The organism is Gordonia sp. NPDC003376, from assembly GCF_053589235.1.
This window is the reverse complement of record NZ_JBSFRM010000021.1, coordinates 1-23,743: the sequence shown is the minus strand read 5'-3', so window position 1 is coordinate 23,743 and position 23,743 is coordinate 1. Positions and strand designations below refer to the sequence as shown.

Sequence of the window (23,743 nt, the reverse complement as noted above, 5' to 3'; positions counted from 1 at the left end):
GGCAGCGTCACGATGGCCCCGGCGTAGGAGAGGCCGGCACCGAAACCGAGCAGCATCGCGGTCTGGCCGCCCTCGGCCTTCCCGGTCGCGAGCATCTCCTCCATCGCCAGCGGAATGGATGCCGCCGAGGTGTTTCCGGTGTTCTCGATGTCATTGGCCATCGGCAGATCGTCGGGGAAGCCGAGGTTCTTCTTCATCAGCTCGTTGATGCGGGCGTTCGCCTGATGCGGGATGAACACCTCGATGTCGTCGACACCGACCCCCGAGGTCTCGATCACCTGGGCCAGCGCTTTCGGCAGCGTGATCGCTGCCCAGCGGAACACCCGCGGGCCCTGCATCGTCACGAACATCCGGCCGACGGGTTCGGTTTCGGGATCCTTGTGCTGGTACTCCTGCGCCCGATCCATGTAGGCGGGGATGTCGAAGTTCTGGCCGATGGCATCGGCACTCTCGCCGTCGCTGCCCCAGACGGTGGGGGAGATGCCGTTCTCCTCGCTCGGTCCGACCACCACGGCCCCGGCTCCGTCGCCGAAGATGAAGGCGGTGTTGCGGTCGGTGGGTTCCATCACCACCGACATGGTCTCCACGCCGACCACCAGGACATACTCGGCGGAACCGGCGCGCACGGTGTCGGCGGCGATCCCGAGGGCATAGCCGAATCCGCCACATCCGGCGGCGACGTCATAGGCGGGGATGCCGTTGAGACCGATGTCGAAGGCCACGATCGGGCCGCCGTGGGGGATCTTGGTCTTCCAGCTGTTGGTGGCGAGGATCAGCGCGCCGATCTTCTCCTTGGGCACACCGGAATTCGCGATCGCACGTTCGGCGGCCACCGCCGCCATCGATCGGGCGGTCTCGTCGCCGCTGACCCAGCGGCGGTTGCGGATGCCGCTGCGCTCGAAGATCCACTCGTCACTGCTGTCGAGGACCCGGCACACCTCGTCGTTGCTGACCAGACGTCGCGGTCGATAGGCGCCGATGCCGAGCATCGCGACGTTCTGATGTCCGGTCCTCGCTGCGATCTGTGCCACCGTGTCTGCCACTCCTCGAACCCTCGGCGTACCCACCCATTGCGGATACGCCTGACGAGTCTAAGGGGTTAGGGTGTCCTCACCATCGGACCAAGGTCCTGTTCGGCGCGTTGGCATCGCAGGCTTCCCACGATCGGACGATCACCACGCGTGGACGACGTTCTGCGCCGACTCGAGATCCTTGGTGATCAGCAGCTCCACGGCGTCGGCGCCGTTGGTGATGAGCAGGTCGACCTCGTCGCGCGCCCCGGACGGGAACGGCTTGAGGACGTAGTCGGCGGGATCCTGGCGACCCGGCGGACGTCCGATGCCCAGCCGCACCCGGAGATAGTCGCGAGTGCCGATGGCCTGGCTGATCGAGCGCAGACCGTTGTGACCGCCCTCGCCGCCCCCGCGTTTGAGCCGCACGAGGCCGAAGTCGATGTCGAGCTCGTCGTGCAGCACGATCAGATCGGCCGGCGCCACCTTGTAGAAGGCGGCGAGCGGCCCGATCTCACGTCCGGTCGTGTTCATGTAGGTGCGGGCCTTGGCGACCAGCACCGAACCGCCGGCGAACGGCACGGATGCGACCTCGGCGCCGGAGCGCTTGTGCACCGTGTACCGCTCGCCGGCGGCGGCGACCAGACGATCGGCGACCATGGCGCCGATGTTGTGTCGTGTCTTCTCGTACTTCGGTCCGGGATTACCCAGCCCGACGATGAGTTTCACGTGAAGACACTCCTGTGGGTCGGTGGATCAGTCCGTGGGGACCGTGATCACTCGGCGGCTTCGGCGGGGGCCTCGGCGGTCGCGGCGGACTGGGCACCCGAGTCCTCGGCGGCGGCAGCGGCCTCGTTGACGGCCACGATCAGGGTCTCGGCGTCGCTGATCAGGGTCACACCGGCAGGCAGCTCCAGGTCGGAGGCGTGGATGGTGGTTCCGGCCACCTTGCCGTCGACGTCGACGACGATCTGCTCGGGGATCGACAGGGCGTCGGCCTCGACCTCGATGGCGTTGGCGTCCTGGACCACCAGGGTGCCGGACTGGGCGTCACCCTCGATGACGATGTTGACCTCGACGGTGACCTTCTCGCCGCGCTTGATGACCAGGAGGTCGACATGCTCGATGTAGTTGCGGATCGGATGGACGTCGACCTGCTTGGTGAGCGCGAGCTGGCTGGCGCCCTCGATGTCGAGCTCGAGCACGGCGTTGGTGCCGTGGTTACGCAGGATGGTGGCGAACTCGCGGGCCGGGATGTTCAGGTGCTGCGGGTCGGTGCCGTGGCCGTACAGGACGGCCGGGACCTGGCCGGCGGCGCGGGCGCGACGGGCGGCACCCTTGCCCTTCTCGGTGCGGGTGGTCACGGCGATGTTGTTGGTCTCGGTTGCCATGGGCGTCTCCTTTGTGGGCGGCCGGCTCGGATACCGGTCGATGGTCGGGTCCCGGCAGACACGCCGCCCCACGACCGCCACGATGCACAGAGAAAGGCACCGGAACAGATGTGCGGTGGTCGCGCCGATAACGGTGAACACTCACCCTCGCCGAGACAACCCGAAAAGGATAGCCGACCACCTGTGCCGATGTCATATCCGTGGACGTGATCCCGTGCCCCGGCCGGTGTGCGAAGACACCCCGTGCCGCTGTGATCGCGGGCATACTGGCCACCATGACCTCACGGACCCCGATCGAGATCGTCACCGGATTCCTGGACTCCCTCGCCCGCGGCGACGCCGACACCGCGATGGTCGATGTTGCCGACAACATCGACTACACCAACGTCTCGCTGCCCACCGTGCGCGGAAAACGCAAGGTGGCCAAGATCTTCGGCGGGCTGGGTCGGCCGGGTGGTGTGACGTTCAACTACTCGATGGTCAATGCCGCCGAGGGCGGCACGGTGGTGCTCACCGAACGGATCGACGAGATCTCGTGGGGGCGTCTGCACCTGCAGTTCTGGGTGTGTGGGCGGTTCGAGGTGCGCAATGCGCAGATCGTGGTGTGGCGCGACTACTTCGACTATGTCGACATGACCAGGGCGCTCGTCCGGGGTGTCGCGGCCCTCGTGGTGCCGTCGCTGGTGAGGCCGCTGCCGGCGCCGGGAGGTGCGGCCACCGCCCGCTCCTGAGTGCTGGGAGACCGCCGGGTCCGCGGGTACGGTGTGACCGTGGATGCGACGATCTATCACAATCCGAAGTGTTCGACCTCGCGTAAGGCGTTGCAGGCGCTGCGCGATGCCGGAGTCGAGCCGACCATCGTCAAGTACCTCGACGAGCCGTACACGCGTGACCGACTCGTGGAGTTGATCACCGGTGCGGGCCTCACCCCGCGGCAGGCCGTGCGCAAGCGTGAGTCGCTATACGCCGAACTCGGCCTCGCCGAGGCCTCCGACGACGAGATCCTCGATGCGATGGTGGCGCACCCGATCCTGGTAGAACGTCCGATCGTGGTGACCGACAAGGGAACCCGGATTCCAAGACCCTTCGAGAAGCTCGACGAGATCCTGTAACGTCCCGAATCCGCGTCGCCCCGACGCGGACCGGCGACCACAGACCACCGGCCACCCCGACAGATGTCGGGGTGGCCGGTGGGTGGCGCAGGTGGCGGCGCACTCCGGTCTCGGGGGCCCGCACCTACGCGGGGTCGAGAACGAAGTCGTAGCGCACCGAATTGCGGCCCTGCTCATCCGGTTTCGGGTCGAGGATCAACTCGGGCTTGGTCGCCGAGGCGACATCGCTGTCGAGCCATCGATCGCCGGCGAAGTAGAGCTGGGTGATGATCGGACGCCGGCCCTTGCCCGAGATGCGCAGATGGAGGTGGGCCGGGCGCCACGGATGCCAGCCCGCCGCCTCGATGAACGTGCCGGTCGGACCGTCGGTCGGGATCTGGTACGGCGCAGGCGCGATGGTGGTGATCTCGTAGCGTCCTTCACCGTCGGTCACGACCGTGCCCCGTAGATTCCAGTCGGGGATGTGCTCGGCGAAACCGGAATAGTAGCCCTCCGCATCCGCGTGCCAGATCTCGACGGTGGCACCGGGCACCGGGGCGCCCGAGAGATCCCGCACCTGCCCGTGCAGGACCAGCGGAATCTCCTGCCTGTCACGTGTGCGCATCGGGAGGGTGCATCTCGCCGGGAGCAGAGGGGCGTCGGCCAGGTAGTACGGCCCCTCGATGCTTCCCTTGGAGCCCTGGAACCTTCGTGAATTGACCGCTTCGATGTCGTGCTCGACGAAGACGTCGAGCAGCAGCGGCCATTCGCCGCCTTCGCCCACCTCGATGAGCCATTGCTTGAGGACTCGGTACTCGTCGTAGGTGATGGCGTACTTGTCGATGAGAGCGCTGAATCCGGCGAAGATCTCGGTGGCGATCGCCGAGAGTCGTCGGGGCGTGGTGTCCGCGGTGAAACGCTCAGAGGCGAAACTCGCGGTGGCCGCGCTCCCGGAGCCGACGGCGGTCGGACGTTCGATGGTGGTCATGCTGTGCCTCTCGGTGGTAGGCGGTGACGGTGTGTGGTGGGCGGCTGTCAGTACTTGCCGAAATGCGGTCGGTTTGCCGAAATGCGGTCAGTGCCTGCCGAGATACGGTCAGTGCCTGCCGAGATACGGTCAGTGCTTGCCGAAATGCGTTCAGCGCTTGCCGAAGTAGCTGACGTCGTCGTTGCCGATGAGATCCGGGACGGTCCAGCCGTCGAGGTCGTACTCGGACAGACACTGCTCGGCCAGGCCCTTCATCTCCCCGACGGTGCCGCGGGCATCGGCGAACATGAGCAGTTCGGCCTTGACGCCCTCGTGGTTGCCCGCGTAGTTGCGCTCATAGAGCTCGTGGCGACCACCGAACTCGCTCCCGATCGAATCCCACAGGGCCTTCATCACCTTGACGCGATCGACCGCGACGATTCCGTCGGAGCCACGGACGTACTTGTCGAGGTACGGGCGGACGTCGGGGCTCTTGAAGTCGGCGGCGCTCGACGGCAGGTAGATCAGGCCGGACGCGACGTCCTGCTCGATGATCTCCTTGACGCGCGGGTATCCCTGCTGGGCGAACATGCGGTAGGTGAGACCGTATTCGAGCCTGGGGATGACGGTGTCGCCGATCCATGGCTCGGGGTTGTTGACCATCGCATCGCTCAACGACCAGAACAGGTTTCGCCAGCCGATGACCTCACCGACGCGGGTCTGCACGCCGCGGAATCCGCCGGCGCCGGTGCAGTCGAGGGCCTTCATCAGCAGACCGGCGATGAAGTCGAGCTTCACCGCGAGGCGGGTGCAACCCTGCAGCGTGAATCGGGGGAGGAAGCCCGACTGCGGGAAGAACGAGTTGATCTTGTCGACATCGCCGTACATGAAGACGTTCTCCCAGGGCACGAGCACCTTGTCGAAGACGAAGATCGTGTCGTTCTCGTCCATTCGGCTCGACAAGGGGTAGTCGAACGGCGTGCCCATCACCGCGGCCTGCTGCGTGTAGGACGAGCGGCAGATCAGCTTCACACCCGGCGCGTCCATCGGGACGGTGCAGATGAGCGCGAACTGCTTCTTCTTGATCGGCAGGCCGTAATGGGAGATGAAGTTGTAGTTGGTGATCGCCGAACCCGTCGCGACGACCTTGGCGCCGGAGACGATGAGTCCGGCGTCGGTTTCCTTCTCGACCTTCATGAACACGTCACCGACCTCGTCCGGCGGGAGCTGACGGTCCACCGGCGGGTTGATGATCGCGTGGTTCCAGTACAGGACCTTTTCCTGCGATTCCTTGTACCAGCGCTCGGCGTTGTCCTGGAACGGTGCGTACAGCTCGGAGTTGGCGTGCAGGGTACCCAGGAAGGATGCCTTGTAGTCGGGGGAGCGGCCCATCCAGCCGTAGGTCATCCGCGCCCACTCGGCGATCGCGTCACGATCGGCGCGCAGGTCGTCGGCGGACTTCGGTGCCCGGAAGAACGGCATGGTCACCCCACCGTTCCCGGTGTCGGTGGCGGTGGTGACCTTGTCGGCGGTGGCCGGGTCGTGCATCGCATCGTAGAGGCGCGCGGTCATCCGGATCGGGTTGCGGAAGGCCTCGTGGGTGGTGACGTCCTTGACGCGCTCACCGTTCAGCCAGATCTCGCGGTCGTCGCGCAGCGACTCGATGTACTCGTCGCCGGTCATCGGCTTGGACGCGAAGTTCTTGGTGCGGTTGGCCTCACAGTCGGCGGCCACGTTGACCTTGGAGCGGTCGACGATGGTGTCGGGGGCGATGTCGATGGCGGTCATGATATGTCCTCAATCGTCAGGTGGCGGTGAACGGTTGGTCAGATCGATTAGGGTGTCAGTGGATTCGGTTGTCAGCGGATCTGGATACCGGCGGGATTTGTTGTGCCGGTCGGAATGTGGTGTGTCAGGCGGGAACGGCGTCCGGGATGGGGACGCAGGTGGGCGTGAACCTGGCCGTGGCGTCGAACCAACGGCTGTGCGGGTCGTCGAGGCTGCCGCAGTAGGCGGCGGTCGCCGTCGTCTCGCCGAGATCGTGGAACTTGCTGCGGTAGAACAGGAGTGGCTCGGCCGACCTGTCCACGTGGGCGTCGACGATCTCGCCGACGTAGATGATGTGGTCACCGCCGTCATAGGACGCCCAGGGGTTGCAGATCAGGGTCGCGGCATTGCCCGCGAGTGCCGGGACCGGCCACGTCGAGTTCCACTCGGGTGCGGGCTCCTGCGGCTTGCCGGCGAAGTGCATCGCGGTGTCGAGCTGGTCGGACGAGAGGATGTTCACCGCGAACGGCGCGTCGTCGAGGTATCCGCACGCCTTGGAGCGGCGGGTGAGCGTCACCTGGCAGAGCCGTGGTTCGAGGGAGATGGCGGTGAACGCCGTCACCGTCGCGCCGTGGGCCTCGCCCTCGGCGTTCGCGCAGGTGATGACGGTGACACCGGTGGCGAACTGGCCGAAGATGTTGCGCATCGTGCGTTCGTTCATGGGGATCAGCCTCCGTGGATTCGGCACCTTCTCGCTCGGTGGGAAGGCGGTGGACGTGTGCCGTGGAACACAACCTATGACCGATGTCACACGCCGTCGATCCGGATTACGAAGCCGCGATCCGGATTGCGTAACGAGATGATCCGGGACTCCACCGGTACTGGAAGTGGGACGCGTCACAGTTACGCTGGGGTGTGTGAGGGCTGGACCGTCCCCCGGTCGGGGGCAGAGCGCAGGTTCCGCCGGACCCACGGGCCCGGGGCGGAAAACCGTGGTGAACACGGGGGATGCCGACTGGGACGAAGTACACGCCGTGGTCGCGAACGCCTACTTCCCCCATGAACTCCGGCCGCTGTCGCGTGACCACACGTCGCACTATCGGCTGGAGTCCACCGCCGTCGGCTCGACGGTCCTCGCGCGGATCGGCTTCGGTGCGGACGTGACCATCGACTCCGATCACCCGGGGGCCTGGGGGATCAACATCCCGTTGTCGGGGGTGCTCGCATCGGTCACAGATGGACACGAGGTGGTGTCCGAGCCCGGCCAGGCGACGATCAACCCGCCGGACACCCCGACGTCGATCACGCAGTGGAGCCGGTCCTGCGAGATCATCGGCTTCAAGGTCGACCGCGACTATCTGCAGCGTGAGATCGATCGGATCGCCGGCCGTCCGGGACGCTCACTGGTGCGGCAGTTGGATCTGCGGACCGGCGCCGGCGCGGAATGGCTGGGCCTGCTGCGTGCGGCCCGCCGGCAGACGGTGTTGTCGGAGGGTGTGCTGCTGCGCAACGACCGGATGGCCGAGCAGCTCGGTGGCATGCTCACCACAGCACTCGTGCTCGCCGCGCTGCCCGAGACCGACGATGTCGGAGCCGGTACCCGGCCACGGACGGTCAAGCGTGTGATCGACGCGATCCACCTCGACCCGGCCCGCCCGTGGACCGTGGGAGAACTCGCCGAGATCGGCGCGGTCGGTGCGCGCCGCCTGCAGCAGGGTTTCCGGGAGTGTGTCGGGATGAGCCCGATGGAGTACGTCCTCGATGTCCGGCTCGAGTGCATCCACAACGATTTGTTGACCTCCGGTGGCGCCGCGACGGTCACCGACATCGCCACACGCTGGGGGGTCATGCACACCGGCCGGTTCGCCGCCGCCTACCGACGCAAGTACGGGGTCGCGCCGTCGGAGACGCGGCGGTCGGGTGTCTGAGGTGTGGTGACCCGGTGTCCGGCACCCCGTCAGGCCGACGGCTGGAAAACCGAACAGCCGCACCGGGCGTTCACGGGGAACGCCCGGTGCGGCTGTGATCGGGGGAGCGGCGGTTACGCGATGCCGTCGAAGAGGCTGGTGACCGAACCGTTCTCGAAGACCTCGCGGATGGTCTGCGCCAGCAGCGGGGCGATCGACAGGACGGTGAGGGTCGGGAAGCGCTTGGATTCCGGGATCGGCAGCGTGTCGGTCGCGATGACCTCCTTGGCGCCGCAACTCGCCAGGCGCTCGGTGGCCGGCTCGGAGAACACGCCGTGGGTGGTGGCGATGACGACATCACCGGCACCGGCGTCCTTGAGCTTGCTGACCGCGCCGGCGATGGTGCCACCGGTGTCGATCATGTCGTCGATCAGCACGCAGGTACGGCCCTGCACGTCACCGACGACGCGGTGGGCGACCACCTGGTTGGCGACCAGCGGGTCGCGGGTCTTGTGGATGAAGGCGACCGGCGCGCCACCGAGGGCGTCGGCCCACTTCTCGGCCACGCGCACACGACCGGAGTCGGGCGAGACGATCGCGATGTTGTCGGTGCCGTAGTTGGAGCGCACGTAGTCGGCGAGCTGGCCGAGGGCGTGCATATGGTCGACCGGGCCGTCGAAGAAGCCCTGGATCTGGTCGGTGTGGAGGTCGACGGTGATGATCCGGTCGGCGCCCGCGGTCTTCATCAGGTCCGCGATCAGGCGGGCGGAGATGGGCTCACGGCCGCGGTGCTTCTTGTCCTGACGGGCGTACGGGTAGAACGGCAGGATCACGCTGATGCGCTTGGCCGAGCCGCGCTTGAGGGCGTCGATCATGATCAGCGCCTCCATCACCCACTCGTTGAGCGGGGCGGGGCAGCTCTGCAGGACGAACGCATCCGACCCACGCACGGACTCCTCGAACCGGACGAACAGCTCGCCGTTGGCGAAGTTGCGCGCGGTTTGCGGGGTGACCTTGATGCCCAGTTCGTCGGCGACGGCCTGTGCGAGCTCGGGGTGGGCGCGTCCCGAGAACAACATCAGGTTCTTCTGGTTGTCGGTGGTCCAGGTCATGAAAACTCTTCTACTCGTACGGATGTGGGCCGTGGTGGACGATGGGCTGCGGTCACGTCGGGGTCAGGAACCGTCGGGGTCGGACGGGTCGGTACCCGACGCGAGAGCGGCTCGGGCCGCGGCGGTGTCGGGCCGCTTGCGAACCACCCAGTTCTCGATGTTGCGTTGTTGACCCGCGGACACCGCGAGCGCCCCGGGCGGGACATCGTCCCGCACGACGGTACCCGCCCCGGTATAGGCGCCGTCACCGACCCGTACGGGTGCGACGAACATGTTGTCAGAACCGGTGCGGCAGTGTGACCCGATCACCGTTTGATGTTTGTTCACCCCGTCGTAATTCACGAACACGCTGGATGCGCCGATGTTGGATTCGTCGCCGATGGTGGCGTCGCCGACGTAGGTGAGGTGCGGGACCTTGCTGCCCGCCCCGATCCGCGCGTTCTTGGTCTCCACGAACGTCCCGATCTTGCCTCCGGTGCCCAGCTCGGTGCCGGGGCGCAGGTAGGCGAACGGTCCGACGGTCGCGCGGGCGGCGATCACCGCGTCGCTGCCGTGGGTGCGGATCACCTGGGCGCCGTCGCCCACGGAGACGTCGCGCAGGGTGGTGTCGGGTCCGATCACCACGTCCTCGCCGATCACCGTGGCGCCCTGCAGCTGCGTCCCGGGCTCGATGCGGGTGTCGGCGCCGATCCGGACGTCGACGTCGATCCAGGTGGACGTCGGGTCCACGACGGTGACCCCGGCCAGCTGATGTGCTCGCACGATCCGCCGGTTGAGGGCGGCGGCCAGTTCCGACAGCTGGGCGCGGTCGTTGCATCCGGCCACCAGGAGCGGGTCGTCGACGATGTGTGCGCGCACGGTCCGGCCGTCGGTGTCGGCGATCTCGACGACGTCGGTCAGGTAGTACTCGCCCTGCGCGTTGTCGGTGGACAGCTTGCCCAGCACCGAGCGCAGCACCGCGGCGTCGAAGGCGTAGACGCCGGCGTTGACCTCGGTGATCGCGAGTTCGGCCTCGGTGGCGTCCTTGTGCTCGACGATCGCGCGGACCGCCGCGCCGGCGTCGCGGCGGATCCGTCCATACCCGCTGGGGTCGGCGGCGACGAAGCCGGTCAGCGTGACCGCTGCGCCGCCGTCGGCGGCATGGGTGCGCACCACTGCGGTCAGGGTGGGGGCGTCGAGCAGCGGCACGTCCGCGGCGGTCACCAGCACGGTGCCGGTGAAGTCGTCGGGCAGTGCCCGCAGCCCGGCGAGCACGGCGTCACCGGTGCCGAGCGGCCGGTCCTGCACGGCCAGGGTGACCGGTCGGCCGAGCCGGGTGGCGACGGCCTGCACCTCGGCGGAGACGCGTTCGCGTTCGTGTCCGACGACGGCGATCAGGTGAGCCGGATCGAGTTCGGCGGCGCCGTGCAGCGCGTGGGCGACCAGGGTGCGGCCGGCGAGCGCATGCAGGATCTTGGGGGTCTTGGACTTCATCCGGGTACCCGCGCCCGCAGCGAGGACGATGACGGCGGTCGTCGGTTGGGACGTCTGTGACATGACGGACTCCGATGTCGGGATTCCTGCCTGGCCCGGGGAGGTCAGGTGCCGACACTCGTCGGCGCGGCAACGGAGGCGATCTTACTGAGTGGTCTGCGCCACCCGGTCTCGTCCCCCGGCGCGTCGCACCGCCTGATAGAAACCAATGGGACTCTCATCACATCCACGGCATGACCATGAAGGAGAACTCAATGGCTCAGAAGACAGCAATCGTCACCGGTTCGGCCCGGGGGATCGGAGCCGCGGTGGCCAAGCGGCTGGCCGACGACGGCCTCGCCGTCGCGGTGCTCGACCTCAAGGAAGAGGACTGCGCGGCCACGGTCTCGGCGATCACCGAGGCCGGCGGCAAGGCGATCGCGGTGGGCGCGGACGTCTCCGACGAGGCGTCGGTGGCCGCGGCCGTGGAGAAGGTCGCCACCGAGCTCGGTGCGCCGACCGTGCTGGTCAACAACGCCGGCATCATCCGCGACAACATGCTGTTCAAGATGACCGTCGCCGACTGGGATGCGGTGATGGGCGTGCACCTGCGCGGTGCGTTCCTGATGAGCCGGGCCTGCCAGAAGCACATGGTGGACGCCAACTGGGGTCGCATCGTGAACCTGTCGTCGACCTCGGCGCTCGGTAACCGCGGACAGGCCAACTACTCGGCCGCGAAGGCCGGCATGCAGGGCTTCACCAAGACCCTCGCCATCGAGCTCGGCAAGTTCGGTGTCACCGCCAACGCGATCGGCCCCGGCTTCATCGAGACCGAGATGACCGCCGCGACCGCCGCCCGCATGGGTGTGCCGTTCGACGACTTCAAGGCTGCCATCGCGAGTCAGACGCCGGTCAACCGTGTCGGTGTGCCCGAGGACATCGCGCACACCGTCTCGTTCTTCGCCAGCGAGGGCGCGGGCTACGTGACCGGCCAGGTCATCTACGTCGCCGGTGGCCCCAAGGACTGATCGCCGATCGGGTACCCGCACACCCGGTACTGATCACGCTGCGCGGCGAGGCCTGTGGCACAATCGTCTGCGCAGTATTCCCCCATGGTGTAATCGGCAACACTTCTGATTTTGGTTCAGGCATTCCAGGTTCGAGCCCTGGTGGGGGAGCTTCGAGTAAAGCCAGCTCAGAGCTGGTTTTGCTTACGCTCCGCAACACTCATGTCGATATTGTGTCGACATCGCACGCGAGGACCCCTCGAAAACGAACGACCCCGACCAGGTGCTCCAACACCTGCCGGGGTCTGGCGAGGGGATCGTGCCGTGATCCTCCATCGCGTTGATCAGCACTGTACCGCTCGCGGTACTGCTGGTCTAGCGTCGCCGCCGGAAGGCGGTTGTCCCTTCGCCACGAGCCGAAGGGGTCTTTTCATGTCCTACGAGCTGACCGCGTGGGCGGTCGCCGTTGAACGTCCGGTCGAAGCCGGCGCCGACTGGACCACAGTCAAACTCACCCTCGTGACCATGGCGTCGTTTGCCGACGCCCAGGGACGCGAGTGCTTCGCCAGCGTCGCGACAATCGCCAACCGAATGGGCGCTTCACCAGCAACGATCGAGCGAGCGATCAACTCGCTCAAGGAATTCGGGCTGGTCGTTGCGTCGGAGCAGCCTGGACGCCCGACGCGATTCCAGTTTGTCGACGGCGTCCGCGACGCCGAGCCTAGGTTGCACGTGACCCAGGTCAACGATGACCCAGGTCATGCGCGAGCTGGGTCACCGGTGACCGAGGGGGTGGCTCATCCGCGACCCAGGGGGTGGGTCACCGGTGAGCCACAAACAAGGTCTTTAACAAGAAAATTAACAGGGTCCGCGCTTCGAGGTGCAGACCGTCCGCGGTTGACGGTGGTCGCCGAACCCCTGTCGACGACGTGTGATCGGCATCCTGACGGAACCGACATGCCCTGCGCCGCTTGCGGAGAGGCGCGTCGCCAACACAAGGAGTTCGAGCAACGACGACGCCTGACGGCACTCGAAGCTGAGCGCGAAGAACGGAATCTGGCAGTGGCGGCCGAGCGGGCAGCGATTCGCGCGTGCGACATGTGCGACGACCGCGGATACCGCGGAAGCAGGCCGTGTGACCACGATCCCGACGCTGACGCGCGGCATGCACGTGGGATGGCGCAGGTCCGAGCCGTTCTCGCTCGGGGGAGCGCGTCGTAGTGGATTCCTCACTGAGAGTGAACGATACGACTCTTTTGTGCGATCTGTGTGGTTTGCATGAACTGATTGTCAGTCACGGCGTGAGCGATCATGGGCGGCGCCTCTCTACTCGACATTTGCCGACGGCCCGAGTGCTTGGTCGCTCTGGGTGGTTCCACACGCCGTGCCTCCTCAAGCCTCCTTGATCGTCCCGTGTGCTCCGAAATCAAGCTACCGGCAACATATTTGAGCTATTTACGTATTCAGATGAACAGTCATTTGCCTACTTACGCATTTAGCTAAGTGCCCAAACACGTAAGTATCTGTTCACCTATCCCGCTGTACAGGAGGGACTTTCAGTGCTCTGCATCGCTATTGTCAATCTCAAAGGTGGGTCGACGAAGACCACGTCGGCTGCCTACCTACTCCACGCTCTGGCCGAATCAGGCTTGTCGGTGCTGGGAGTAGATGCCGATCCCGAAAACTGTTCACTCGTTCGATGGTCCGACCTCGCAGAATGGGCCACACCCGTCGTAGGGATGCCGGTCAAGGACTTACATCGTCGGTTGGATGCCGTGACTGAGGGGTTCGACGCCGTTGTCATCGACACGCCGCCGATGGAGCCCGGCCGCGGCATCGTGACCTCGGCCGTGCGTGTGGCCACCCACATTGTGATTCCGATGTCGCCGACGCCCATGGACTTCGATCGGTTGGGCGCAGTTCTCGATCTGATTGACGACGTCGGACCGTTGCGCACTGCTCCACCTGTTGTCGCCGCGTTACTGACCCGCGTGGTGACGAACTCGGCGTCGGGAGAGGTGTATCGGACGGCAGCAAACGAGCTGGTGCCGGTTTTGCCTGCCCGGGTTGCGAGGTTGGAGCGCTTCGCCCAGGCGTTTGGGTGTCCGATTGACGATGCGCTCAACACCGCGTATGGCGACGCTCTGACCCAGTTGCTCGACATGGAGGTCGCGGAGCGATGACCTCACGAGCTGAACAGATCCGCGCACAGGCGTCGCGTGTAGCGTCCCAGCCGTCCACTCGGTCAGCCGCGACCGCAAAGGCGACGAGTCAGATTGCGATGCCGGCGGTGTCGAGGAGGGTCGGCAAGACGGTCAACCTCGATGCGGATCTCAACCAGCGAGTGCTGGCTTGGCAGGCCGAAGCAGCCCACGCCCTGGGTGTGCCTCGTGTGACGTTCCAGTCCGTCGTCGACGCGTTGCTCACGGAGCTATTGAACGATGACTTGCTCGCGAGGCGGACACGCGAATTCGTGGCCGCCAAGTGCGTGGAGAACGAAAGCTGATGCACTTCCCGAATGGCGGCGGGGAAGCAAGGAAAGGCGGCGGCGAGCCGTGTCGGTCTCAATCCGATATCACTTTGGCCACAGGTAAGCCAACATGTGAAGGTGGCCGCGACCGGTTGCCGCATTCGATTGGCGCCCAAAATATTTGGTGAGCACTGCCGGAACTCCTGGGTCGGGCTTTTGGGGTACAGCGCGCCGTGGCGCAGTGGCGAGGCGTTTCAAAACTCATGTCCAAAACTTCTGATGCACTCCAAACATGTTCGTGCGTATGGAATTTGACGCGTCTCTCGCCGTAGATGTGCATAGCATTGCGTTCATGAGCGCAGGCATGAATCAATCTGGAGATCGGGGATCGTTCGTCTCCATCTCCGAGGTGGCGGAGATCTACGGGGTGCATCCAACCACCGTTCGTCGCTGGATCATGGAAGGTCGGATCGAGGCGCAGCGAGTCGGGTCGCGGCTCATTCGCCTCGACTTGGAGTCGGTATATCGGAAGCTTGGTAGGCCGACTCCGTCGGATGTCTGAGCCTTCGTGGCTCCTGACATCAAACGGCGCGATTGTTGGAAACGAAGGCATCCACGCTGGGCGGCATACCACCCCACCAGCCTCCGTAGTTGTTGGCCGATTCACGGACTGTGATCGCGTAATTGCCTTCGAGTGCCGCGGCGATGTCGGCGTCGGCGACGTCAGGAAGTAGGCGCTGACGCATGGAGCCATCGGACACCAACAAGTGTGCGATCGGCGTGACGCGATCCTCGTCGAACGCGGCCGCCGACGGATACCCGTTACTACGTCCGGTGCCCAGAATGGCCACGACCAGACAATACGCAAAGTCGAACTGACACAACGAATTCAGTGCAGCATCGGAGCTTGTGACTTCTTCGGGCATAGCCCTGGCGGGGAGGTCAGGGCGCATCGCGGGATGTTGTGTCATGATCTCCCGTGCGGCAGAGAGCAGGTTGCCGCTCCTGCGATCGTCAGTCAGGCCTGCTCTGGATGCGTAGACTTGTGCGGCCCGGATCCAGGACGAGTATACGTAGTCGGGTTCATACGCATTTCCGGGAACAGGGCGTAATACCAAGGAGCGCACAGTCTCCCAGGACTTGAGTCGCACTGCGAGGCCGCCCACGATGTAGATCCGCTCGACGACGACCAGCCGCCTTCGGTTTGCGTCGTCGTCCACGCCCAGTGACTTGTATACCTCGACCAGTATGTCGGTGGCGTCGTCGACAAGGTCAGCACGATCGAAGTTCAAAGCCTGCGCGCAGAAGATTGTCCAGCGATCCAAGGCGTCGCTAAACGCTGACAGATCAATTGCGCTCCCAACGGAGGGGTAAACGGTGCGCAGGAACTGGCGAAGTCGTATGTCGCCGCCAGTCTCGAGTAGACGGATGGCGGTCGCGGTGAACGTAGTTTCATCCATACCCATCAGCAACGGGACGCCGCCGGTGTCGCCTGGTCGGCTGGAACCGCCGGCCAGGACTTCCCGCAACATTGACAGTGCGGCTTCATTGGCGTGCGTTCGGATGTCGTCGGCATACGCGGCCAAGAGGTCGGCCCAGTGGGCGTAGCGGATGGGCACGTTCTCCGGCCCCTCGCGGACGAAAATCTCGCCTTTCCGGAAGACGGTAACGTCCTTGCCGCTCGCCCGTGGGTTGGATGTCCCCCGGCTTTGTTGAACGGGATGGGCAAGCGGTCAGGGTTGTGTACGTAGATCACCACGATCTCGTGGTTGTCGAACTCGTGGATCTCGACAACTGCGTGCACGGACGCCTCCACGTAGCCGCGAATCAGAGCCCCGACACGTGAGCCGTCATACCGAGCACGATCTCCAATCGTGCCAATCGGTGCACACGGGTTGCCGTTGTCATCGACGCCGATCAGGAAGTAGCCGCCTTCGGGTCGGCTGGCCATCGCCACAGCGTCCTTGACGAACTTCAACTTGTCCGAGGCGGAGCTCATATCAACCGAGGCCTTCAGATCGAGATGAGTTTGTTCAGGATTGCCGAGCAGCTCCTTCAGCTTTTCCAGATCGGTGCGGCCATCAGGAACGATCATCAGTAGGGCTCCTTCGACTTCGTAGTCTGCCCAATTCTTCTAGCGTCGTCATGGGCGCCCGAGCGGGATCGTGCAGTCGTCCGTGATTGTCGGTGCTGATTGCCAGACTCTAAGTGCATGTCTCGCGTCGCCACGAAGAAAGGTCAGACTCCCACGATGATCGACTATCCCTCCTTCCGTGTCCTGTTCTGGTTGTTCACCGACACCGCCGATAGTCAACACCCGCCGTACGAGGTATGCCCCGTTGAGGACCAGGAGGGCGTCTACGACGAGCTCCTCCACGCCGGCCTGATCCAGGACACCGAAACGATGGACGGGAGCTTCAGTTTCGTGTTGAGCCTTGAGGGAAGGTCGGTGGCTCGTCGCACGGTCCGGGAATATCGACCCGAGCTCGCGCGCCGATGCGTCCTGTCGTTCCTCAATGATGTGGGCGACTTTGCTGAGCGACGAGGACTGGAAGACAGCGAATGGGCCACGGACTATACGGGCACACTCACTGCTCGCGAGATCGACGAAGCCGCCGACGACCTCGAGGCCTTGCAACTGATCAAAGGCACCCGTCAGGCAAGCGGTGCCTTCTATATATTCGCAATCACGTCCGGTGGCCGACGAGCTCTGCGCGGCCCAGCGCCGATTGGAGACGCGACGGGCTCTCCATCTGACACGCACCTGTACACGTCGACGAATACTACTGTGACAGGCGACAACAATCAGATCGCAGCAGGCATCCACGGTGCTGTTGATCAAACGATGTCGATTGACAGCTCCACAACTGTTGCCGCCGACTACCAGAACATCGAACAGGTCATTCGCGAGCTACTCGATGAACTGCCACAGCTGTCGCTCGATGAGCCCGACCAGGAAGACCTCCGTAGCGACGCGCAAACCGTCCTTGGCGAGATCGTCTCCAGCGAGCCGGACAAGCGGATCATTCGACGCGCCCTCAACGGGCTACGAGGTCTGCTTTCGCCGCTCGCACTGGGCGTCAGCCAGGCGGCGACTGCCGAGTCCGCCGAGATCGCTCGGCAAGCATTCGATCACATCAACGCTTCGGGTCTTGTCTGACCGATGCGGCAGGCGAATCGCGCAACAAACTTCACGGGCGAACAGTCCCGACACAGACGTCTTTCGATGGCATTGTCCCTGGAGAGATCGTGATGTTTCGCGACGACGTTGTGATTAGGTACGCCGGCGAGCTGACGGACATCGACCGCGCCGAGTTCGAGGACTTCGTGAGCCGGGAGACTGAGAGGCTGACCGCGGGGTTTTCGGCGCTGCAAGCTGATTTGGAGACCCAACTTCGCGACGAAGCACGGGCGCGGTTGGCCGGCGGCTGGAGTACATGGAAACGGTCAGCCTGCTCAGTGAAGCGCGCCGGCGCGCGAACGAAGAGGTGCGGTCGCAACTCTGGGAGGGCTACGTGCGAGCACCACTCGCCGACGAGGACGATCCCGACCAGACCGTTGTGGACACGATCGAGGTGAGCGCGAAGACCGAGGCATTGGTCGAGCGGGTCTGGCGTCACGCGAGCCCGGCGTGGCAGGTCAGTGCAGAACTGATCGTAGAGATGCGGATCGCCGACGGTCTGCCGATTCCGACGGCTTCTGGGCATCCGCTCGCAACCACGCTCGCTGCGCTTGTCGATCAAGATCTCGCGCACGATGCCGGCGTTCTCTCGCGAGCACGATACACGGAGACCTAACTGCGGCCGCCGACAAGTTTGGAGCCAGCGCAAGCGGCTTCGTTGTCGCCAACTACTGTGCCGATGCCGCTTTGTTCGCAACGACTTCCGTACTGCAAGAGGTCTCACGGTGGGTCACCAACGCGTGCCAAGCGTTGCGAGTTGTGACCGGTCCGCCAGAAGGAACTACGCCGGCCTTCGTTCGTGTGTGGTCCGGCTCTGCGCCGAGCAATGGATTACTGAGTCGAGCGCTTCTTGTACGTGCATGACGGCGACCTCGTCGACATCGAATCCGTTGTTGCGCAGACTAACCCACATGGGTTAGTGCCTTCGGCCTGGCGCGTACCGCGCAGAGCAAGCTATATACTTGGGTGCCCCAAGTAGGGATCGGCGCTGACGCTGCGATGGCCGATCTGCCGCACCCGGACGAGGGTGCGGGTCTCCACGGGTGGAGTCGCTGCGCTGGGCCGGTACTGAAACTCGACGACGAACCGATTCGAAGACGCTTGGCTCTCGTATGAAGATCATGTCCGGAGGTGATCGAACAGCCATGATGCCCAACATCACCCGTGGCCCGAGTCTGACCGGCCTGCTGCTCTATCTCGTCGGCCCCGGAAACGCCAATGAGCACACCGAGCCGCACTTGTTGGCAGGCGATCCGGCAATCATGGCGTGGCATGACGACGCGGTGCTCGACCCCGCGACGGCACGCGACATCGCGCGACAGATTGATAAGCCTCGCCGGGTTTTCAAGACCGAGGTGACGTTTCCCAAACGGCGGTGGGACGAGCATGAACAGCGCAGGATCGTCGTGCGGGATGACAACGGGAAACAGGTCGGGCAGAACGCTCACGTGTGGCACTGTTCGCTGTCGCTCAAGGCCCCGGTGTAGGCGGTCGATCCTGCGACCGGCGTGCGCACGGCGGAGCTTATCGACGGTGAGTCGGCGATCACTGACGAGCTTTGGGGCGACATCGCACGTGACTTCATGCGCGAGATGGGCTTCACCGAGGAAGGACTGGCGCCCGTGCGGTGGGTGGCGGTACATCACGGCCCGAGCAAGAAGGGCAACGACCACATTCATCTTGCGGCGTTGATGGTTCGCGAGGACGGCACCAAGGTGTCCTCGCACAACGACTTCGCACGCGCTCAGCGAGCGTCGGCGAAGTTGGAACGCAAGTACGGGCTTGCGGTCACCCCGGGCCGCGTATCTGGTGGCGCAACGATGCCGGCCCATTCGCGCGCCGAGGAGAACATCGGGGCGGGGAAGGGTGATGAACCGGCTCGACGCACACTGGCCCGCGACGTTCGTGCGTGCGCGACGGCGGTGACGTCGGAGGCGGAGTTTGTTCGGCAGGTCCGCACGCTCGGACACCTGATCCGTCCGCGCTACGCCGCGGGTACCGACGACGTCGTCCAGGGCTACTCGGTGGCTCTGGCACCGCGACACGAGGACGGATCACGCGACTTCGACGCGCGTCCAGTCTGGTTCGGCGGTGGACGATTGGGTAAGGACCTGACGCTGCCGAGAATGAGACTTGGATGGTCAGATTCGCCGAGTGCTGCGCTGGAAGCGGCGGGTGAATGGCGGCGCGCGAAGCGTGGGCGCGAGCCCCTCAAACAAGCCCGGCGGACGCGACGTCACGGACGCGATATGGACGCTCTGTATCGCCGCGCGCACGACGAGCTCGTGCAGTGGACCCAGTACCTCGGCACTATCGCAGTTGACGATTACGCGAGCTGGGCGAGCGCGGCCGGGCAGACGGCCGGCGTGTTCGCGGCGTGGTCGGTTCGGATCGAAGAACGTCCCGGTCCGTTGGCGCGGGCCGCCGACGCGCTCGGTGCGTCAGCAGCTATCCCAGCGGCTCGTGCGGTGGCGCCGAAGCGCGTCGAGCACACGAGCTCCGTAGCGTTCCTGTTGCTGACCGCGAGCGGGCGAACGGATTCAACTGCGGCGACTGCCGCGCTGTTGCGTCAACTTCTGAGCGCGGTCGAAGCGATCGCCTCCGCGCACCGGGCCGCCGGTCATTCTGCGCGGGCTGCGGCCTTGACCGCCATCACTCGTACTGAACTTGGCACGATGGTCGAAGCGGCATCCAGAGTTGCGCCAGCCCCGGTCCGCCGGACCTCAGCAAGCGCTGAGGCGGACTGCCGGCTCGAAGGCGATACCAGTCGAGGCAGCGATTTTCCGGCTGCACCGAAGGCTACGCGCAAAGCACTGGGGTCGCCGATACCCGCACGACTTGATCCGGTTACGCCCGCTGAGCGTGAGCGACTTGATTTCGCGCGTCGGCGAGGTGGAGAACGCACGGGGCGTTGAGTAGCGAGGTGCGACCGCGGATCGTCGCGGCGCGGTGCCCGCCATGGATGGGCATAGGCATAGAGAGCGAGCAGCCCCAGGGTGCCGTAGCCGAACCTGGCGCCAGACGGATCGTCGGAACTCAGTGAGTTCGGAGAATCCATACCTTGCTCGATGCAAGAGTACGTCACGCGGGGCGCGGCACAAGAACACCGATTCGGGCATCGTCGTGCGTCATCGACATCGTCAAGGCGGTAGAGCCGTCCGTCATGGCGGCATCCGTTCGATTCGTACTCTTGTCAGCTCGGGTTGGTGCCAAGCACGGTGATGAGGCGCTCTTGGACTCTGCGCTTGAACTCCTCGAAGAACGATAGGAATTCAGCCAAGTCGAGCGAGAGTCCGTCCAGGTCGTTGTCAGAGAGATACGTGCTCCGCTTGTCCTCACTGGGGAAGGCGCTTTCGATCCAGGCGGCCGGCAAACTGTCCTGTTACAGTCGACAACGCCGGCGTGGCTGAGGCGCGAGGACGTGCGGGGTTCTCGGATCAGTCGCAATCTCTGTCGCCGCCGCTATCGTGTTGATGGTCATGGTGTTGAGCGATCAGTAGGAGCTGGGTTGACGAGTCCGTTGAAGCGGGCGTGGGAGTTTTTGACGAGGAATACGTCGTCCACTGTTGCGCTTGTCTTCCTGCTCATGGTCGTGGCCGGTGTCGCGGGTGCTGGCGTCTGCCTGTACCTGGACACTGCAACCGAGGCATGGGATGGGCTGTCGTTCGCACCGAACCTGGCAACATCGATCGTTGGCTTCCTTGTAGGCGTGCCCATCGCCTACTACGTGATCACCGAGATCGTGAACAGACGTGATAAGGCGCGCGATGTTGACGATGCCGAGCGACTTTCGGCTCAGGGTTGGAATGACTTTCGCGAAGGCGCAGCGAGAGCGCTGACGCCACTGGTTCGGCAGGGTGTCGAGCACGCAGGCATGGTCTCAGAGGGGCTCGGCGAAGTACTCGGCGAGTACAACATCATGCGCGGTGTTGTGGTCAATGATAATCCAAGGACGCAATTTGAAATCACAAGAATAACGGCCGGTCGAAACAAGGCTGGCAATGGTCACTCTGGTGTAATTGAGTCTATTCATCCAGGTAGCTTTTCTGAAGCGTGGAACGTGGTCAGGTCTCGGTGGCACTTCATCGAGGACAGGATAAAAGTCGCAAGGCTTGGGCATGGGCTTAATTGGATCGATTTTGAGACCGAGAAGATTCTAGTTAACTACATTGATGCCGATCCTAATCCGATATCTCATCTGTATGACGTCCTTCGGCGGGATCAAAACGACTCGCCGTTGGTGCCGATTGGGAACATGTGGGACGCCATGACCTCAATTGATGACTTCTGTCGCACGCAGAACACGGCGCTTGTGGAGCACGGGGGCTATAACAAGGTTGCGTTGCTTCTACATGATTTGAGCTCTGCCTCAATGGAAGTAGCGATGTTTCTGCAAAAGATCGACAAAGTAACTGCAATGTCGGCATCAGAGGTCTTCGGTCAGACTGAGTAACGAAATTACTAAAAGTATTGTGTTCGGATATCACTAATTCGGTGATATTATAAAGCCATATACGGCATGTCGCTCTAAATTATTCCGGGTAGGATTCGCAAGAACCATTCTTCCGAATGGGCAAGGGCCCGGTACTATCCCCGTCGTCCGCGGCTGCATCTTGGTCGGTGGGAGACCGAAGGTCGTATTTGGTTCCGAGTTCCTCGTCATCGGGTTCGTCGATGAGGTTTAGGTGTAGGCGTTTCGTGGGGAACGCATTAGTGCTGTTCCACGACGCGCATTTCTTTTTCTCTGACCCGCGCATGAGGCTGTCGACGAGTTTCGTGATTTGGTCCGCGTCCCAGACGAATTCACGCTGGATCGCGGGCATCACGGGACTCGCGCTTGTGGATGGCGGTGAGCATTTCCTCAATACTGCGCGGGCTACGGAACGATATGCGCTTCTCTCTCTGTGCGAAATCGAGTTGTGCTGCTGTTTGGCGGGGTCAATCAGTGGGGTGCTCGGACAGACCGTCGACGATCTTCATCGTCTCGACTGCCACGGTCGTGACCTTCGCGATAAGGTCAACGATGTAGCGCGGGTCATCGTGCTCGTCGCACCAGTCGTTCGGGTCGTTGACGATGCCGGATGCCTTGTCGGTCTTGACCTGGTATCGGTCGATGATCCACGCCAATGCGGAGCGAGACCCGAGCATGTACCGCTCGGCCTCCTCGGGGATGCCAGCTACGGTCGCCTTCGGGTTGTAGATCAACTTCGTGGTGTCGTTGACGCTCTTGCCGGTGTCGGGGTCCTTGCGCTTGGCCCACTTCATCTTCTGCACGCGCCAGGTCTCGCGGTCGTCGGGATCAGCTCCCGGCTTGAGCTGCACCTCAACGGGGTACGGCTCGGCGTCCTCGTACCCGACGTGGAGTTCGGACAGTGCCCGGCCGGCCTGCGCGAGTTGCTCGAACCGCGCTCGGGTCTCCGGGGGCGGGATGTGCGGCAGCATCTTCTTCAGGTCGGCGGCGTAGGTCTCGCGATAGTCGGGGTCGTGGAGCAGCCCGTAGACGTAGAAGAAGATGTCGCCCTTGGTGACCTGGTTACCGATCGTCTCGCGGTACAGCTTCAGGATGCCGTCGGTGATGTTGTCGATACGGCGGTAGCCATGCTCGTCTGCCTCACCAGATCCGGCTGCGAGATCAAGGGTGCCGTCGTCATCGGGATCTGCCTTCTCATAGGTCCAACGAGGGAAGAACTGGCCTGTGTCGAGTAGATGCACATTGGGCAGCAGGTTGGTAATAAATGGCGTGAACTCGAAGTGCGAAGCCGGAGCGGTCAGAAAGATACCGATGTTCTCCTGGTAGGGAGTTGGGAAGAAGCTGGGAAGCTGCGAGCGCTCGTGGTTGAGATGTCGGTCGTAGTACCCGTGCAGACGCTCGAACGGTCGGTACGCAGCTGATGACAGATGGTCGGGATTGAACTCGATTCGCACCTGGCGTGCGAGGTGGGTACGCAGGCTGCGAGACCACTTGATGTGGTCCTCACGACTGGCATCCGGGCGAGTCGCGAGAAACGCGGTGACGTCCTTCTCGTTGGGCCTCGCGATGCCTACTCGCTTAGCGTAGGCGGCGAACGGTGCGAGCTCGTTGTTGTAGTTGTCGATGATACGTTGCACGTTGGCGCGAAGCTTGTCGGTGGAGAAGTTGTAGACCCATGCATCGCGACTGGTCTCCAGGCCGCGCGAGTACGTACCGAAGACCGCAGTGCCCCCGCCCTTGTCGCCGATCGCGGGCCACTCGGCGAACTCCTCGCTGCGTTGGCTGACCCAATCGCCGTGCTCGTTCGGTGTGATCGCTAGGGCGTGTCTCCTAACTGCGAAGGTGTGAGGCGGGCACACTGCCTTGGTGGCGATGACGAGTTCGAGGTATCAGGTGTTCACCGATGAACAGTGGGCG

At 64.1% G+C, this 23,743-nt stretch carries 24 protein-coding genes and 1 tRNA gene; 14 read left to right on the top strand and 11 right to left on the bottom strand.

Annotated elements, in window-relative coordinates; all coding sequences use genetic code 11:
• The 3 genes from ACWDUA_RS18970 to ACWDUA_RS18960 all read right to left on the bottom strand — a co-directional run.
• On the bottom strand, positions 1 to 1,031 hold a 1,031-nt coding region (locus ACWDUA_RS18970; protein ID WP_449752556.1), incomplete at its 3' end, for a beta-ketoacyl-ACP synthase 3.
• Between the two features lie 141 nt (positions 1,032 to 1,172).
• Positions 1,173 to 1,739 carry an aminoacyl-tRNA hydrolase gene (gene pth / locus ACWDUA_RS18965; protein WP_449752555.1) on the bottom strand — a complete coding sequence of 189 codons (567 nt, stop codon included), beginning with the start codon at positions 1,737 to 1,739 and terminating at the stop codon, positions 1,173 to 1,175.
• Positions 1,740 to 1,786: 47 nt separating this feature from the next.
• Positions 1,787 to 2,401: a 50S ribosomal protein L25/general stress protein Ctc gene (locus tag ACWDUA_RS18960; protein WP_449752554.1), complete on the bottom strand. Its 615-nt coding sequence runs from the start codon at positions 2,399 to 2,401 to the stop codon at positions 1,787 to 1,789.
• Between the two features lie 275 nt (positions 2,402 to 2,676).
• Between ACWDUA_RS18960 and ACWDUA_RS18955 the strand changes: the two genes are divergently transcribed.
• Positions 2,677 to 3,132 (top strand): limonene-1,2-epoxide hydrolase family protein, encoded by a 456-nt coding sequence (locus ACWDUA_RS18955; protein ID WP_449752553.1) that lies wholly within the window; start codon positions 2,677 to 2,679, stop codon positions 3,130 to 3,132.
• A 39-nt stretch (positions 3,133 to 3,171) separates the two neighbouring features.
• Positions 3,172 to 3,513, top strand: a complete 342-nt coding sequence (arsC, locus tag ACWDUA_RS18950; RefSeq protein ID WP_449752552.1) for an arsenate reductase (glutaredoxin) — start codon at positions 3,172 to 3,174, stop codon at positions 3,511 to 3,513.
• 124 nt (positions 3,514 to 3,637) lie between these two features.
• On the opposite strand, the gene catA is transcribed toward arsC, so the two are convergent.
• The 3 genes from catA to ACWDUA_RS18935 form a co-directional block, all read right to left on the bottom strand.
• On the bottom strand, positions 3,638 to 4,480 hold the full coding sequence (catA, locus tag ACWDUA_RS18945; RefSeq protein WP_449752551.1) for a catechol 1,2-dioxygenase: 843 nt from the start codon (positions 4,478 to 4,480) through the stop codon (positions 3,638 to 3,640).
• A 150-nt stretch (positions 4,481 to 4,630) separates the two neighbouring features.
• Entirely contained in the window at positions 4,631 to 6,247 is a 1,617-nt protein-coding gene (locus ACWDUA_RS18940) for a 4-hydroxyphenylacetate 3-hydroxylase family protein (protein ID WP_449752550.1), read from the bottom strand.
• A gap of 124 nt (positions 6,248 to 6,371) precedes the next feature.
• Entirely contained in the window at positions 6,372 to 6,947 is a 576-nt protein-coding gene (locus ACWDUA_RS18935) for a flavin reductase family protein (protein ID WP_449752549.1), read from the bottom strand.
• A gap of 271 nt (positions 6,948 to 7,218) precedes the next feature.
• On the opposite strand from ACWDUA_RS18935, the gene ACWDUA_RS18930 reads away from it, so the two are divergent.
• Positions 7,219 to 8,154 (top strand): AraC family transcriptional regulator, encoded by a 936-nt coding sequence (locus ACWDUA_RS18930; RefSeq protein ID WP_449752548.1) that lies wholly within the window; start codon positions 7,219 to 7,221, stop codon positions 8,152 to 8,154.
• 113 nt (positions 8,155 to 8,267) lie between these two features.
• Here the strand turns inward: ACWDUA_RS18930 and ACWDUA_RS18925 are convergent, their stop codons facing one another.
• Both ACWDUA_RS18925 and glmU read right to left on the bottom strand, forming a co-directional pair.
• Positions 8,268 to 9,245, bottom strand: a complete 978-nt coding sequence (locus tag ACWDUA_RS18925; RefSeq protein ID WP_449752547.1) for a ribose-phosphate diphosphokinase — start codon at positions 9,243 to 9,245, stop codon at positions 8,268 to 8,270.
• 63 nt (positions 9,246 to 9,308) lie between these two features.
• Positions 9,309 to 10,781, bottom strand: a complete 1,473-nt coding sequence (gene glmU / locus ACWDUA_RS18920) for a bifunctional UDP-N-acetylglucosamine diphosphorylase/glucosamine-1-phosphate N-acetyltransferase GlmU (RefSeq protein WP_449752546.1) — start codon at positions 10,779 to 10,781, stop codon at positions 9,309 to 9,311.
• A gap of 191 nt (positions 10,782 to 10,972) precedes the next feature.
• On the opposite strand from glmU, the gene ACWDUA_RS18915 reads away from it, so the two are divergent.
• The 6 genes from ACWDUA_RS18915 to ACWDUA_RS18890 all read left to right on the top strand — a co-directional run bounded on the left by ACWDUA_RS18915 (position 10,973) and on the right by ACWDUA_RS18890 (position 14,736).
• Positions 10,973 to 11,725, top strand: coding sequence for an SDR family oxidoreductase (locus tag ACWDUA_RS18915; protein WP_053778489.1), 753 nt, complete (start codon positions 10,973 to 10,975; stop codon positions 11,723 to 11,725).
• A gap of 78 nt (positions 11,726 to 11,803) precedes the next feature.
• Positions 11,804 to 11,875: transfer RNA gene (locus ACWDUA_RS18910), tRNA-Gln, on the top strand.
• A gap of 51 nt (positions 11,876 to 11,926) precedes the next feature.
• The gene (locus tag ACWDUA_RS18905) at positions 11,927 to 12,925 is read left to right on the top strand and encodes a helix-turn-helix domain-containing protein (RefSeq protein ID WP_449752621.1); all 999 of its coding nucleotides are present in this window, start codon (positions 11,927 to 11,929) and stop codon (positions 12,923 to 12,925) included.
• A gap of 338 nt (positions 12,926 to 13,263) precedes the next feature.
• Positions 13,264 to 13,887: an AAA family ATPase gene (locus ACWDUA_RS18900; protein WP_449752545.1), complete on the top strand. Its 624-nt coding sequence runs from the start codon at positions 13,264 to 13,266 to the stop codon at positions 13,885 to 13,887.
• Entirely contained in the window at positions 13,884 to 14,210 is a 327-nt protein-coding gene (locus ACWDUA_RS18895) for a hypothetical protein (protein ID WP_449752544.1), read from the top strand. Before ACWDUA_RS18900 ends, ACWDUA_RS18895 begins: the two co-directional genes overlap by 4 nt.
• A gap of 316 nt (positions 14,211 to 14,526) precedes the next feature.
• Positions 14,527 to 14,736 carry a helix-turn-helix domain-containing protein gene (locus tag ACWDUA_RS18890; RefSeq protein ID WP_287005208.1) on the top strand — a complete coding sequence of 70 codons (210 nt, stop codon included), beginning with the start codon at positions 14,527 to 14,529 and terminating at the stop codon, positions 14,734 to 14,736.
• Positions 14,737 to 14,755: 19 nt separating this feature from the next.
• Here ACWDUA_RS18890 and ACWDUA_RS18885 read toward each other — a convergent pair whose 3' ends face one another.
• Both ACWDUA_RS18885 and ACWDUA_RS18880 read right to left on the bottom strand, forming a co-directional pair.
• Complete coding sequence (locus tag ACWDUA_RS18885; protein ID WP_449752543.1) at positions 14,756 to 15,706, bottom strand: hypothetical protein; 951 nt, start codon at positions 15,704 to 15,706, stop codon at positions 14,756 to 14,758.
• Positions 15,640 to 16,269 (bottom strand): RNA-binding domain-containing protein, encoded by a 630-nt coding sequence (locus ACWDUA_RS18880; RefSeq protein ID WP_449752542.1) that lies wholly within the window; start codon positions 16,267 to 16,269, stop codon positions 15,640 to 15,642. Before ACWDUA_RS18880 ends, ACWDUA_RS18885 begins: the two co-directional genes overlap by 67 nt.
• A 156-nt stretch (positions 16,270 to 16,425) precedes the next feature.
• On the opposite strand from ACWDUA_RS18880, the gene ACWDUA_RS18875 reads away from it, so the two are divergent.
• The 5 genes from ACWDUA_RS18875 (at position 16,426) to ACWDUA_RS18855 (ending at position 21,808) form a co-directional block, all read left to right on the top strand.
• Complete coding sequence (locus ACWDUA_RS18875; protein ID WP_449752541.1) at positions 16,426 to 17,334, top strand: hypothetical protein; 909 nt, start codon at positions 16,426 to 16,428, stop codon at positions 17,332 to 17,334.
• 277 nt (positions 17,335 to 17,611) lie between these two features.
• On the top strand, positions 17,612 to 17,971 hold the full coding sequence (locus ACWDUA_RS18870) for a hypothetical protein (RefSeq protein WP_449752540.1): 360 nt from the start codon (positions 17,612 to 17,614) through the stop codon (positions 17,969 to 17,971).
• 496 nt (positions 17,972 to 18,467) lie between these two features.
• Positions 18,468 to 18,842, top strand: a complete 375-nt coding sequence (locus ACWDUA_RS18865; RefSeq protein WP_449752539.1) for a hypothetical protein — start codon at positions 18,468 to 18,470, stop codon at positions 18,840 to 18,842.
• A 21-nt stretch (positions 18,843 to 18,863) separates the two neighbouring features.
• Complete coding sequence (locus ACWDUA_RS18860) at positions 18,864 to 20,270, top strand: relaxase/mobilization nuclease domain-containing protein (RefSeq protein ID WP_449752538.1); 1,407 nt, start codon at positions 18,864 to 18,866, stop codon at positions 20,268 to 20,270.
• 593 nt (positions 20,271 to 20,863) lie between these two features.
• Positions 20,864 to 21,808, top strand: a complete 945-nt coding sequence (locus ACWDUA_RS18855; RefSeq protein ID WP_449752537.1) for a hypothetical protein — start codon at positions 20,864 to 20,866, stop codon at positions 21,806 to 21,808.
• A 485-nt stretch (positions 21,809 to 22,293) separates the two neighbouring features.
• Here ACWDUA_RS18855 and ACWDUA_RS18850 read toward each other — a convergent pair whose 3' ends face one another.
• Entirely contained in the window at positions 22,294 to 23,685 is a 1,392-nt protein-coding gene (locus tag ACWDUA_RS18850; protein ID WP_449752536.1) for a type ISP restriction/modification enzyme, read from the bottom strand.
• Between the last annotated feature and the right edge of the window lie 58 nt (positions 23,686 to 23,743).